Source organism: Butyricimonas muris, from assembly GCF_046365375.1.
Taxonomy (GTDB): Bacteria; Bacteroidota; Bacteroidia; order Bacteroidales; family Marinifilaceae; genus Butyricimonas; species Butyricimonas muris.
Window position 1 is genome coordinate 1 of sequence record NZ_JBKEIT010000011.1, and the last position, 13744, is coordinate 13744.

Consider the following 13744-nt stretch of genomic DNA (forward strand, 5'->3'; position numbering starts at 1 on the left):
ATGTACACTTACCTAATCCCTTGCTAATGGGATTGTTACTTACGCAGCCTTGACGGGCGCACCTTTGATGTTGTCCAATTCAAAGACAATGAAGCGTTTATGCAGCAAATCCAGCTCCTTGTCGGAGTTCAGCAGGTAGTCGTACTCACCACCACGATAATACGGTTCAAGCACGTTCAGGAAGTTGTCTATGTCAAAATCCTTTTCCCTGACGTTCTTCTGTTCAAGCTGTCGGCGGTAATCATCCCGGACAAACTCGTAGAACGTGTTGAAGCAGGGCGTTACCGACCTGTCGCCCGTGATACGTTCGATATAGGCACTTACCGCATTGGACAACGCCACTTCTTCCGACCGCTTGGGGGCTTCATCGTCCCGCTTCCACAGGGTGAGTATAAGGGTTTTTATACTCTCTTTTTTCTCGATGTCAAATACCCCGTCCTCGACATAGAACGGGTTGAACGCTATCGGGTTCTCGTTGGTGTAGGTGAAATAAATCCCGTCCTCGCCGTGCGTGCGGTTGTGGATAAGTTGGGACAGCCCCAAGTAGCTGTTACCCGTATCTACTAATAGCACGTGCGCCCCTTGCTCGTAATACTGGCGCACCATGTGGTTGGTGAAGAAAGACTTCCCGCTACCGCTCGGCCCAAGTATGAACTTGTTTCTGTTCGTCGTGATGCCTTTCTTCATGGGCAAATCCGATATGTCGATGTGCAGCGGTCGCCCGCTTACCCTGTCCACCATTTTGATGCCGAACGGGGAAAGCGAACTCTTGTAGTTCGTTTCTTCCACGAACAGGCAGAGAGCCTGCCCCAAGAACGTGTAGAAACTTTCCTCTGCGGGGAAGTCCGCCTCGTTGCCGGGTATGCCCGCCCAAAAGAGCGTGGGCGTGTCGGTGGTGTTGTGGCGTGGCTTGCACTCCATTAGCGCAAGCTGGCTTCCCACATCGTTGCGTATGCGTTTGAGTTCGTCCCGGTCGTCACTCCATGCCATGACGTTGCAGTGGCAGCGCACCGAGATAAGCCCTTTGCTATGCGCTTCGTTCAGGTACTCGTCTATCCACTCCTTGTTCACTTGGTTGGCACGGGAGTAGCGGGAGAGCGATTGCATATTCCGGGCGGTCTGCTCGAAGTTCTTCAGGTTTTCGGCGTGGTCGTCTATGAAGATGAACTGGTTATAGACGTGGTTACATGACAACAGTACGCCCACCGGGGCGGCAAAACTTAACCTGCAATCGCTTCTGTCTGTGGACAGCTTCTCAAATCGGCAGTCCGTCCCGACCTTTCCGGGCAAATCTTCCACGTCCGAAAGCGTGTGCAGGCACAGAATATCGTCCCCGACACGCATTTCTTCCGGGTACAGCCCGATGTCTTTCAGGCAAGTAGTGTCGGTTTGCGAGAGCGAGAAGTATTTCTCGATGATGCCAGCCTTTCCGTCCTGCCCGGTGATTTCCGATGCCGCCAGCCGGGTAAGGGTGACAAAACCGCTGTCGTTCATAATCCTTTCAAACTGCCCGACCGCTTCGATGAACTTTGCCGCCGCTTCCTTGTCGGCTATCTCCTGCGGCACAATCCTGCCCCGGCAGAGGGTGGAGAAGTCGCTCTGTCGGCGACTTCTCTCCCTTGTCGTCTTTGTCAGGAACAGGTAACAGTAATGGTTCAGGAACGGGCGTTCATTGAAATGCCGTTCAAAGGAGCGGCTTAAAAAACTAAGTTCGTCCCTTTCGGTGTCGGGCTGGTAGTTCTCCTTGATGAAGAAGTCCTGCTTGTGTACTATGGAGTAGTCGGGCAGCACCTTGATTGCCTTGTACCACGCCGAATGTATGGCTTCGTACTCGGCACTGGTGACGGTGAACAGTTCGGGCAGTTCCACCCTGAAAGCCACCGTTATGTCCGCATCCTTTGAAATGATGCAGCCGTTCTCCACCGCCAAAAGTGGAAATTTCCTCTCCAGCGTGGTAGCCTTTAATGTATTCCTCATGTTCTTTCTTCCTTTCTTCTTTTGTAGTTGAACAGCCGGGGTATCGCCTTTCGGCTGATAATGAAGCGTGGGTGTCTTTTGCGTGCGGCTGCTTTCATCAGCCCGTGCGTGCCGTACCGTGCGTTGAGCCGGAACGTCTGCCACACGAGCAGCAGCGAAGCCGACACGATAAAACCGATACATAGCCATTGGTTCACGCCTGCCATGAACAGGACGATGAACACCACGAAGACGGCGAGCAAGCCGCCGCAAAAGATAAAGAGGTACTGGCTTTTCAGCCCCTTGAACTCCACTGGCTTCCCGATACCCCTGTTTACCGGATATTCAGACATAGCCGCTGGTTTAGAGGAAGAACGACCGCAGGATAGTGGCGGCGACAATCAGGAAGATGCACGCCCCGAACCAACTGGCGGCGGTCTTTGAGGTGTCGGGGTCGCCGCTTGAAAATTTGTTATATACTTTTACCCCGCCAATCAAGCCGCAGACCGCCCCGATTGCGTACACCAGTTTTGTTCCGGGGTCGAAATACCCTGTGATTAGGTTCGTGGCTTCGGTGATGCCCGCCTGCCCGTTGCCCTGTGCGTAGGCACTTACCGCAGCGGCAAGGATAGCCGCCGACAAAAAGATTTTCTTTCTCATTGTGATTTGTTTTTAATGCCGGGCGGCGGGTGGGAAGTCCGCCTTTCCCGGCTGGTGAATAATTTGAAATTTTAGTGGTCGGGAGCAGTCCCATTTGTCTGTTTGGTTTTCAGGTTGCCAATCAACCGTAGTCACGTTGCTTCATATTGTTACACATTATTATATTATAGGAAATCGTTCATGTCGAACGCTTCGTGTTCCTTGCTTGTACCGCCAGCTTCGGCAGGAGCAACCGTAGCCAGTTCCGCTTCGTTGCGTCCCAGCAGTTCCGCCACCTTTGCCAGCCCGCCGTTGATGTTCTCCACCACCGCATCGTAGAGGTTCGTCCCCTCAATGCTTGCCAGCGTCCCGGCGGCTTGCCGCTGTTCCGCTTCGGTGGGGTTGTCGGCGTTCGCCGTGCGTACCGCTTCGCCCAGTTCGTCAAAGCTCACGCCCGTAGCTCGCCCGGTATCATCGTCACCGTCCATGTACCCGGCTATTTCCTCGTCCTCGTAGTCGGGTTCGTCATTCTCGTAACTGGGCGTTTCTTCCGGCTGTTCGTCAGCTTTCGGCGCAAAAATAGTATCATTTTCAGCCGCTTGCGGGAGGTGTCCCGATTTGTCCTGCGCTGTCCCGATTAGTCCACCCTTGTATCGGCTTTCGCCTATCAGCGTGTAGCCTGAAACTTCGTTTCGTGGAAGCGGCGCATCATCCGTTCTGCCCGCTGATGTCCGGCTGTCCGTGTAGCGATACCACAGGCACAAGGCGATATAGTACACCAAAAGCCCGGTAAGTATGCAATAGATAACCATAGTCAGACAGGCTTTTGGAAGTGGCTTTCGTACAAGGCGTTTATCTCGTCTTGGTACTGCTCGAAGTGGCGCAGCAGAATGTTTTCCACGTAGCTGCTTACCGTTACCTTGCGCCCGCCTATCACCGTCACGATACGCATCAGCTTCTCGTGCGTGGTACGGCTCACGTACAAGGGCTGTCGGTCTGCCAGTTCCACTTTCTGAAAGTAGGTTTCCCGGTAGTCACCCGAACCGCCCTTGCGCTTGCGGGGTGTCGGTTTCTCCACTCGCACCGTTTCAGTCTGCCGTCCCTCGTGGGCGGTTTCCGTTTCGCCGCCGGGTTGCGGTGCATCATCCGGCTGGCTCTCCCGCTTGGCGGGTACGCCCTGCGAGATAAGTTCTTTCATGAAATCCTCGTCTATCTTCGGCATCCCGCCGCTTTGCTTTGCCATATCATTTTAATTTGATGTAGTATACTATTTCGGTTATCAGTTCTTCCAAGTTGCTTCCCCTTACCAGCGGGCGGCTGGCGGGAAAGAGCGTGGAGCGGAACACCGCTTTTTTATCCGCCACCAGTTCCTTTTTGTAGCGTTTGGTATCGGGGATAAAGGTTTTCATCAGTGGCAGTTCCAGTTCCTTAATCGTCTTGTCGTAGGCGGTGTAAAGGTCTGTTTTCTCCCGCCCGTCCACCATGTTCCAAAAGAGGTACAGCCCGGCAAGTCGGCAGGCTTCATTCTTCACCAATAGCTTTTGGATAGCCATTGCGAACGACAGGCTGCTTTCCAGCACCACCTTGTCGGCTGAAATGGGGGTGAAGATGTAGTCCATGCCCGCAAGGGAGTTTATCACGCCCTCGCTGTTCACCGTGCCGGGCAGGTCGAAAAAGACAATATCCGGCACGTGTCCGGCGGCTATGTATTCGTCAGCCGTTGCAATCGCCTTTTCAGGCGAACTGCACAGTACCGGGTAGGCTTTCTTCCCCAGCCGGGTAAACTGTTCATACGCCATTCGCTTGTAATCTTCATCCGCCCCGACCTGCTCGGCATCCCGCTTTCGCATCCCGGCAATGGAGTGTTGCGGGTAGTCGCAATCGACCACCGCCACATCGTAGCCTTTGAGATAGTAGAGGTAACTCGCCGCCAGCACGGTAAAGGTTGTTTTGCCGACCCCGCCCTTTTGGGTGGAAAAGGCGACATACAGGGGTGTTTTCTCGTTTTCCATATTGCTTTCGTTCATTATTGGTTGATTTATTTATTGCTTTCAATCATTCATTCTTTCCATGTTGTAATCTTGAAATATTGAAAGACTGTTTTATTTCAATCTTGTTTTCCTGCTTTCATTCTTTCTTGGAATATTGAAATAATGCAATCATGCTTTCTTGAAATCATGCTTTCAATCATTCTTTCCTGATTGGAATATTTCTTTCAATCTTGCTTTCAATCTTGAAATCCGATGCAAAAAAAGGGAGAAAAAACGTCCACTGAAAACCTTGTCCCGATTTGTCCTGCGCTGTCCCGTTTTGTCCACCAACCGACTGTTTTACAGCATTATAAATCACTGTTACTTTGCAGCGGAGTAACGAACCGCTGGGGGCAGAGGGGTAAAACAGGGCTGGTTAACGGCAGGGCTTACCGCTTTACGCTAACCCCAATCCGTCACGGACGGATTTCGATTTTCGTCAGAAAATTCCGATTAAGTGAGAGCAAAGCGAGCTTGCTTGTTTTGCCGAGCGTGAGGAATTTATAGAAAATAGCAAGGTGTGTTTTGTATGCTACAAAACCGTTTTCCGTGCCTGAAAACGCCTTGCCCCTTGCGGGGGTAAAAATCACTCCGAAGTCGTAATTTTTTAATTCAAAGAAGTATGGAAACAAGAAGAACCAACAAGGGCGGTCGCCCCGCCCTCGCAGACCCGGCGAAGCACCGCCATGTCCTTTACCTGAACGACCGGGAGAACGCCCGCTTCCTCTCGCAGTGGGAGCAGTCGGGCGTTACGAGCAAGTCCCGGTTCATCGCCGCCCGGTTGTTCGGCGAGCCGTTCCGGGTGGTGAAAGTGGATAAGTCGGCGGTCGAGTATTGCGCCAAGCTGACCGAATTTTATGCACAATTCAGAGCCGTGGCGGTCAATTACAACCAAGTCGTAAAGGCGTTGCACGGCAACTTTTCGGAGAAAAAGGCATTGGCTTTTCTCTATAAACTGGAGAAAGCGACCACCGAACTGGCGGCACTGAACCGCCAAGTTATTGCATTAACCAATGAATGCAAGGAACTATGGTTGCCAAAATAAGCACGGGCGGCAATATGTTCGGCGCACTGGCTTATAACCAAAACAAGGTGGACAGCGAGGAAGCAAAGGTGCTTTTTTCCAACCGGATGCTGTTGGGCGAGGACGGGAATTTCTCTATCGGCGAGTGTATGCGCAGCTTTGAAATGCAGATGCCCGTCCAGCTATCCACCAAGAAGCCGATACTTCATATTTCCATAAACCCGCACCCGGAAGACGTGCTGACCGACCAGCAGCTTTCCGACATCGCACGGGAGTATATGCGGAAGTTGGGCTATGGCGACCAGCCTTATTTGGTGTACAAGCATACCGACATCGACCGCCACCATATCCACATCGTGGGCTTGCGGGTGGACGAGAACGGCAAGCCGCTGAATGACAGGTTCGAGCATCGGCGCAGCAAGCAAATCACCCGTGAACTGGAAAAGAAATACAACCTGCACCCGGCAGAACGAAAGGAACGTGCCGAACGCCCGGAACTTAAAAAGGTGGACTATGCCGCCGGGGACGTGAAGCACCAAATCGGCAATACCGTGAAAGCGGCTTGCTATGGCTACCGCTTCCAGTCGTTCGGGGAGTACAATGCTTTGCTTGCCGCTTACAACGTGTGCGCCGAAGAAGTCAAAGGTGAAGTGAACGGCAAACCCTATCAGGGCATTGTCTATTCTGCCACGAACGACAAGGGCGAAAAGACAGGCAACCCGGTAAAGGCTTCCCGCATCGGCAAGTCGGTAGGTTATGAAGCGGTACAGCGCAGAATGGAGAAATCGGGCGAAGCAATCAAGAACGGCAAGCTGAAAGAGCGCACACGAAAGATTGTCGCCACTGCCATGCAGACCGCCCGCAGCCGCAAGGAACTGGAACAACAGCTAAAGAAGCAGGGCATTGACGTGGTATTCCGTCAGAACGACAGCGGGCGCATCTATGGCGTTACGTTCATCGACCACGACAGCCGGGTGGTGCTGAACGGCTCCCGCTTGGGCAAGGAGTATTCGGCGAACGTGTTCAACGATTTGTATTCCGATGAAAGAAAAGCGGACATACGGCAGGAACAATCCACGCATCAGGAACAGCCGGGTTTTACGCCGAAATCCGATATCGTTCCGGAGGTGGCTTCCGTGCTGGGAGCTTTCGGCGGTTTGCTGGGCGGCGGTGCATCAGGCGGTGACGAGCCGCAGGACACCGCCCGCCAAAAGAGAAAGAAGAAAAAGAAGCGCACAAGGCGCATCGACTAACTTAAAAAACATTACAATCATGCAACAGGAAGATGATTTGAGAGGGCTTGCACGGGTCATGGACTTTATGCGGGCTGTCAGTATTCTATTCGTGGGAATAAACGTGTACTGGTTCTGTTACTCCACCCTGAAAGAATGGGGAGTGACCTTTGAAGTGATAGACAAGATACTGTGGAACTTCCAGCGTACCACCGGGCTGTTCTCGTCCGCCCTTTGGACGAAACTTTTTGCGGTGGTGTTCCTCGCCCTGTCGTGCATCGGCACTAAGGGCGTGAAAGAGGAAAAGATAACGTGGACGAAGATACATTGCAGCCTTGCGGCTGGTGTCGTGTTGTTTTTCCTGAACTGGTGGATGCTGGAACTGCCGTTGCCACATACGGCGGATGCCGTGTTTTATATCGTTACGCTATCGGCGGGCTATATCTGTATGCTCATGGCGGGTACGTGGATGTCCCGGTTGTTGAAGAACAACCTCATGGATGATGTCTTTAATACCGAGAACGAAAGTTTCCAGCAGGAAACAAGGCTTATCGAGAACGAGTATTCGGTAAATCTGCCTACCCGGTTCTACTATAAGAAGAAATGGAATAATGGCTGGATAAATGTCGTGAACCCGTTCCGTGCCAGCCTTGTATTGGGAACACCGGGTAGCGGTAAGTCGTATGCGGTGGTAAACAGTTACATAAAACAGCAAATTGAGAAAGGTTTTGCGCTTTACTGCTATGATTATAAGTTTCCCGATTTGTCGGAAATCGCTTACAATCACCTGCTTGCACACTTAGACGGCTACAAGGTAAAGCCTAAGTTTTACGTTATCAATTTTGACGACCCCCGCAAGAGCCACCGATGCAACCCGATAAACGCCAGCTTCATGTCGGACATTGCGGATGCTTATGAAGCCAGCTACACGATTATGCTTAACCTTAATCGAAGCTGGATAAGCAAGCAGGGCGACTTCTTCGTGGAAAGCCCGATTATTCTTTTGGCGGCTATAATTTGGTATCTCCGTATCTATCAGGACGGTAAGTATTGTACGTTCCCCCATGCCATAGAACTGTTGAACAAGAAATACGCCGATGTATTCACGATTTTGCGCAGTTATCCCGAACTGGAAAATTATCTTTCTCCATTCGTAGATGCTTGGGAATCAGATGCTCAAGAGCAGTTGCAGGGGCAGATTGCCAGTGCGAAAATCCCGCTTTCAAGGATGATTTCACCCGCCCTTTACTGGGTTATGACAGGTGATGATTTTTCACTGGACATCAACAACCCGAAAGAGCCTAAAATCTTGGTTATCGGCAACAATCCTGACCGCCAAAATATCTACTCGGCAGCACTGGGATTATATAATTCCCGTATCGTGAAGCTGATAAACAAGAAAGGTCAGCTTAAAAGTTCGGTGATAATAGATGAATTACCGACTATATATTTTCGTGGGCTTGATAATTTGATTGCCACCGCCCGAAGCAACAAGGTTGCGGTTCTGTTAGGCTTTCAGGATTACAGTCAGCTTACCCGTGATTACGGGGACAAGGAAAGCCGGGTGATACAAAATACAGTGGGTAACGTGTTCAGCGGTCAGGTAGTTGGTGAAACGGCGAAAATCCTGTCCGAACGTTTCGGTAAGGTGTTGCAGAAACGGCAGAGTATGACAATCAACCAGCGGGAGAAGTCCACCTCGATAAGCACCCAAATGGACAGCCTGATACCCGCCAGCAAAATATCCAACCTCACGCAAGGTATGTTCGTGGGTGCGGTAGCAGACAACTTCGATGAACGGATAGAACAGAAGATTTTCCACTGCGAAATCGTGGTGGACAATGAAAAGGTGAAGCGGGAAACCGCCCGTTACGTGAAGTTGCCGCAGATAATCGACTTCACCGACAAGGACGGCAACGACCGGATGCAGGAGGAGATACAAGCCAACTATGACCGCATCCGTCAGGAAGTCCGGCAGATAGTCGAGGACGAGATAACCCGGATTAAGAACGACCCGGAGCTATGCCACTTGATTAAGGAGGAAGAATAGCCGTATATAATAATGTATAGGAACATCAAAGCCGTAGTTTTTATACTACGGCTTTGGCTATTTATTATCGTTCTATCAACAATTCTATTTTCTTGGCTATTTCTTCCGATGTCGGTAATAGTTTTTTGTAGGCTTCGGGTAATTCGGAAGAAAGGCTGTATGTTGCCACCCCGATGGGCATATTGGAACTTTTCAAGGCATACTCCACTATCATGCGGCTTTTGGACTTGCAGATGATAATACCGATAGCCGGATTTTCATGCGGTAGTTTTACTGTATCATTCAAAATGTTCAGATAAAATTCCATTTTCCCTTTATACTCCGGCTGGAACTCTCCGATTTTCAGTTCTATGGCAATCATGGCTTGCAAACGTCTGTTGTATAACAGTAAATCTATGAAGTATTCTTTCCCGTCCACTTCCAGCCGATATTGGTTGCCTATAAATGAAAAATCCGTACCGAACTCCATAAGGAACGCACGGATATTCTTAATAATAGCCTGTTCCAATTCATATTCCGAATGTTCCTCTGCAAGCCCTACAAGGTCAAAAGTATATTCATCCTTTAATGCAAGTATGGCTTGATTTTTTATGCTATCAGGCAAGGTTTTATCGAAATTACTTTGTCCGAGCAGATAGTTTTCGTAAGTTTTGGCTTCTATCTTATTAAGAAGAACATTATTAGTCCACCCATATTTCTTTGTTGCCAATATATAAAATTGTCGTTGCTGGGTTTCCTTGCACTTCGTCAGAATGACTATATGTTTTGACCAGCTAATTTCTGCGAGCAATGTTCGCAGAATTTCATCAGACTGATATTCAGCATAAAAACGTGCCATATCCCATATATTCCGTGCGCTAAAGCCTTTTATTCCCGGAAACTCTTTCTGTATGTCCCGCGATAGGTTTTCCACAACGGATTTTCCCCAACCTAATGCCGTCTGTTGCTCGGTAATCCGTTTGCCGACTTCCCAATATAAGGCTATCATTTCTTTGTTTACTGCCTTTAATGCTTCATACTGGGCAGACCTGATACGGGCAGTTATCTCATTTTTGAAGTTGAGATATTCGGGGGATAATATAGAGCTATTTTTCTCTGTCATATTCTGTATGTATAATAACTGATTACAAAGTTATGTTTTTCTTTGGATTAAGTAATGGATTGCTCCTACTTTATCACCTCTTTTTTAATCCCGACCGGACAAATCGGGACAGTTCAGGACAAATTCGGACACCTCTTTCTGCCTATCCAAATATAGCATATTTAGTCGCTACCTTTGGGCGGGACTATTCCCGTAACCACTAAAATTTCAATTATTTATGGCAAACAGAATGACCCCGCCCGCAGAGGGGCAGGAAAAAGACGTGCTGCTGGTCTTGGATAAACAGCAGGGCAAGGTGAGTGCCGTTAAGGGTATCGACAAGGAGGGCAATTTGCAGACCGTGCCGCCGACACAGGGCGGCGAGTTCATGCAGGTGGACAAGAACAGCGATGTGTTCAGCAACTTCATTTCCAATTTCTTCCGCAAGTTTCAGGACACTTCCGGGCTGGAACTGTTCAGCGTCAAGGCTTCCCAAGCGGAGCGGGACGCAAAGGCAATCGAGGACAACCACCGCAACCCCACGCCGAAGGGCGACAAGCGGGCTGAAATGCTTCGAGTTCCGAAGCCCGACTTCCACGAGTTCAAGCAGGGCTACCGCTTCGACCCGGCAAAAATCGACTGGGAGAACCTGAAAAAAGTCGGTATTACCGCCGACACCCTGAAAAACACGAAGGACTTCGACCGGGTGATGCGTGGCTACAAGTCCCGCAACACCTACACCGTTTCGGGGACGGTGGGCGGCTTCTACCTCAAACCTACCGATGTCAAGCTCTCTTTCTATCAGGCTAAGGACGGCACGGTAGTACCCAAGCTGCACGGCGTGCAGCAGGACGAGAAACTGTTGCAACGCCCGTTCCATGAACACGGGTTCACCAAGCAGGAACAGGGCAACTTGCAAGGCACTGGCAACTTGGGCGGCATCGCTGAAATCAAAGACCCGAAAAGCGGCGAGCAAATCCCCGTGTTCGTCAGCCGGGACAGGTACACGCACGAACTGGAGTATATGCGGGCTGACAAGTGGAAATGCCCCGACACCATTTGCGGCGTGCAAGTCAGCCCGGAGCAGAAAGCCGCCTTTGAAGCTGGGCAAGCGGTGAAAATGGAAAACCTGCAATTCAGGGACGGCACGAAGCGCAGTGCCTATTTACAGGTCAGCGCAGTGGAGCGTGGCTTGGAGTTCCTGCCGAGGTCTGCCGTCCAGTTCTTGCAGCAGGGGCAGCAGCCCGCAGAACAGCAGGTAGCCGGGATAAAGGACGGCAAGGGCGTTGAGTTCAACGGTCATGTGCAGCCCGGCGCACAGGGCAAATCCCCCGACAAGGTGCAGCCGAAAGAGGTTACCCCCACCGCCGAGAGCCGGACGCAGGTAGCGGTCAATTCGGAGGGCAAGACCAACGAAGCCACCAAGCGGGGCAAAGAGCCGTTGAAACAGGGTCAGGACAAGCCCACCGCCAAGCAGAAAGAGAAGCAGAAAGAGAAGCAGGACAAGGCGCAGGACAAGAGCCTGAAAGCGGACAAACCCAAGAAGTCCAAAGGAATAAAAATGTAATATCCACCATTAAAAAGTAAAGAATTATGATTGCATTGATAGCAGAGAAGCCCAGCGTGGCAAAGGACATCGCCCGCATCATCGGTGCGACCCAGCGTAATGACGGTTATCTTTCCGGCAACGGGTATATGGTGACATGGGCGTTCGGCCACTTAATTCAGCTTGCCATGCCGGAAGCCTACGGCGTGGCGAACTTCCGCAGGGAGAGCCTGCCCATACTGCCGCCCGATTTCCAATTAATCCCCCGTCAGGTGAAAGCGGAGAAAGGTTATAAGGCAGACCCCGGCGTGCTGAAACAGTTGAAAGTGATAAAAGAAGTGTTCGACAAGTGCGACCGGATTATTGTCGCCACCGATGCCGGGCGTGAAGGTGAGTTAATCTTCCGCTATATTTTCCATTACCTGAACTGCCGAAAATCATTTGTGCGCCTGTGGATAAGCAGCCTTACCGACAAGGCAATCCGGGAGGGGCTGGATAACTTGCAGCCGGGAGAATGTTACGATAACCTCTACCTCTCTGCCAAGTCCCGCAGCGAAGCGGACTGGCTGATAGGGATAAACGCCACCCAAGCGTTGAGCGTAGCCGCCGGACAGGGGGTGTTCTCGCTGGGCAGGGTGCAGACACCCACGCTCGTGATGATATGCAGCCGCTATTTGGAGAACAGGAATTTCGTACCCGCCAAGTTTTGGCAACTCAAAGCCCATACCGCCAGCGGGGAAATAAGTTTCACCGCCCAAACGACCGCCAAGTGGGAGCAGCAGCCCGAAGCCATAGCCGCCCTGCAACGGGTTAAGGATGCCGGACAACTTGCCGTGAAATCCGTTGAGAGGAAAGAAGCCAGCCAAGAACCGCCGCTTCTGTACGACCTTACCACGCTGCAAAAGGAAGCGAACACGAAGCTGAACTTTTCGGCTGACAAGACGCTTTCCATAGCGCAAAGCCTGTATGAAAAGAAAGTGATGTCCTACCCGAGAACCGGAAGCCGCTATATATCGGAGGACGTTTTCGATGAAATGCCGGAGCGTATCGCCCTGTTAGGGCAATACTCCCGCTTTGCCGGGTATGCCGCCGGGCTGGACGGCACACCCCTGAACCGCCGTAGCGTGAATGACGGCAAAGTGACCGACCACCACGCCTTAATCGTTACCGAGAACCTGCCCGGCGAACTCACCAAAGACGAGCGGGCGGTTTACGAGCTGGTAGCCGGGCGTATGCTGGAAGCCTTTTCGGGCAAGTGCGTGAAAGACGTTACCACCGCCATATTGTCGGCTGGAGATACCGACTTCACTGTGAAAGGGTCTGTGATGAAAGTAGCAGGCTGGCGTGCTGTGTTCGGCGAGCAGGAAACGGGCGGGGATGAAGAAGCCGCCAGTCTGCCACCACTTCAAGAGGGCGAAAGCCTGCCGATTTCCAACGTGGAACTGTTGGAGAAGCAGACCAAGCCGAAACCGCTGCACACGGAAAGCAGCCTGCTTGCGGCAATGGAGAACGCCGGAAAGGAACTGGAAGATGCCGAACTGAAAGCCAGCCTGAAAGATGCCGGGATAGGCACGCCCGCCACCCGTGCGGCGATTATCGAAACGCTGTTCACCCGCCAGTACATCGTGCGTGAGAAGAAGAACCTTGTGCCTACTGACAAGGGGCTTGCCGTTTATGGGATTGTCAAGGACAAGAAGATTGCCGATGTCGAAATGACGGGTATGTGGGAAACCGCCCTTTCCAAGATAGAAGCGGGCAGTATGGATGCCGACACATTCCGAAAGGGTATCGAGGTGTACGCAACGCAAATCACCACAGAACTGCTATCGGTGCAGCTATCTGTTGCTACTGGTGAAACCTGCCCCTGCCCGAAATGCGGTAGCGGGCGCATCCTGTTCTACCCGAAAGTGGCGAAGTGTTCCAACGTGGACTGCACGCTTACCATATTCCGCAACAAGTGCGACAAGCAGCTTTCCGACAAGCAGATTGTCGAACTGGTGACGAAACGCAAGACCGGGCTAATCAAGGGCTTCAAGGGTAAGAACGGCAAGGTTTTCGATGCTTCGCTGGTACTGGACGAGCAGTTCAATGTCGGTTTTTCATTCCCCGAAAAGAAAGCGAAACCGAAGAAATAGCCTATCTTTGCCGCTGAAATTTCATTGTGATAGGTTTTGCAACTTATAATA

11 protein-coding genes and 1 pseudogene are annotated in these 13744 nt (G+C 51.3%); 5 read left to right on the forward strand and 7 right to left on the reverse strand.

What is annotated here, in order from left to right; all coding sequences use genetic code 11:
- Window positions 1-63: 63 nt before the first annotated feature.
- From ACK8P8_RS16935 to ACK8P8_RS16960, 6 genes and pseudogenes are all read right to left on the reverse strand, one after another.
- Window positions 64-1977 (reverse strand): annotated as a pseudogene (locus tag ACK8P8_RS16935) (TraG family conjugative transposon ATPase); the annotation flags it as partial.
- Window positions 1974-2309 (reverse strand): DUF4133 domain-containing protein, encoded by a 336-nt coding sequence (locus ACK8P8_RS16940; RefSeq protein WP_010803765.1) that lies wholly within the window; start codon window positions 2307-2309, stop codon window positions 1974-1976. The pseudogene ACK8P8_RS16935 and the gene ACK8P8_RS16940, both read right to left, overlap by 4 nt.
- Before the next feature lie 10 nt (window positions 2310-2319).
- The gene (locus ACK8P8_RS16945; protein ID WP_004309970.1) at window positions 2320-2616 is read right to left on the reverse strand and encodes a DUF4134 domain-containing protein; all 297 of its coding nucleotides are present in this window, start codon (window positions 2614-2616) and stop codon (window positions 2320-2322) included.
- Between the two features lie 164 nt (window positions 2617-2780).
- Entirely contained in the window at window positions 2781-3407 is a 627-nt protein-coding gene (locus ACK8P8_RS16950; RefSeq protein ID WP_369858672.1) for a hypothetical protein, read from the reverse strand.
- A 2-nt stretch (window positions 3408-3409) separates the two neighbouring features.
- Window positions 3410-3838, reverse strand: coding sequence for a DUF3408 domain-containing protein (locus tag ACK8P8_RS16955; RefSeq protein WP_369858673.1), 429 nt, complete (start codon window positions 3836-3838; stop codon window positions 3410-3412).
- 1 nt (window position 3839) lies between these two features.
- Window positions 3840-4622, reverse strand: coding sequence for a ParA family protein (locus ACK8P8_RS16960; protein WP_369858674.1), 783 nt, complete (start codon window positions 4620-4622; stop codon window positions 3840-3842).
- A 625-nt stretch (window positions 4623-5247) separates the two neighbouring features.
- Between ACK8P8_RS16960 and mobA the strand changes: the two genes are divergently transcribed.
- The 3 genes from mobA to mobC are packed head-to-tail and all read left to right on the forward strand — an operon-like array spanning window position 5248 to window position 8931.
- Window positions 5248-5670 (forward strand): conjugal transfer protein MobA, encoded by a 423-nt coding sequence (gene mobA, locus ACK8P8_RS16965; protein ID WP_369858675.1) that lies wholly within the window; start codon window positions 5248-5250, stop codon window positions 5668-5670.
- The gene (gene mobB / locus ACK8P8_RS16970) at window positions 5655-6902 is read left to right on the forward strand and encodes a conjugal transfer protein MobB (RefSeq protein ID WP_369858676.1); all 1248 of its coding nucleotides are present in this window, start codon (window positions 5655-5657) and stop codon (window positions 6900-6902) included. The genes mobA and mobB overlap by 16 nt, the downstream gene beginning before the upstream one ends.
- 19 nt (window positions 6903-6921) lie before the next feature.
- A complete protein-coding gene (mobC, locus tag ACK8P8_RS16975) occupies window positions 6922-8931 on the forward strand; it encodes a conjugal transfer protein MobC (RefSeq protein ID WP_369858677.1) in 2010 nt (669 codons plus the stop codon).
- Window positions 8932-8995: 64 nt separating this feature from the next.
- Here the strand turns inward: mobC and ACK8P8_RS16980 are convergent, their stop codons facing one another.
- On the reverse strand, window positions 8996-10033 hold the full coding sequence (locus tag ACK8P8_RS16980; protein WP_028728948.1) for a PDDEXK nuclease domain-containing protein: 1038 nt from the start codon (window positions 10031-10033) through the stop codon (window positions 8996-8998).
- Window positions 10034-10250: 217 nt separating this feature from the next.
- Here ACK8P8_RS16980 and ACK8P8_RS16985 point away from each other — a divergent pair, with 217 nt between their 5' ends.
- Window positions 10251-11579, forward strand: coding sequence for a DUF3945 domain-containing protein (locus tag ACK8P8_RS16985; protein WP_369858678.1), 1329 nt, complete (start codon window positions 10251-10253; stop codon window positions 11577-11579).
- A 26-nt stretch (window positions 11580-11605) separates the two neighbouring features.
- Window positions 11606-13693, forward strand: coding sequence for a type IA DNA topoisomerase (locus ACK8P8_RS16990; RefSeq protein ID WP_369858679.1), 2088 nt, complete (start codon window positions 11606-11608; stop codon window positions 13691-13693).
- Window positions 13694-13744: the final 51 nt, after the last annotated feature.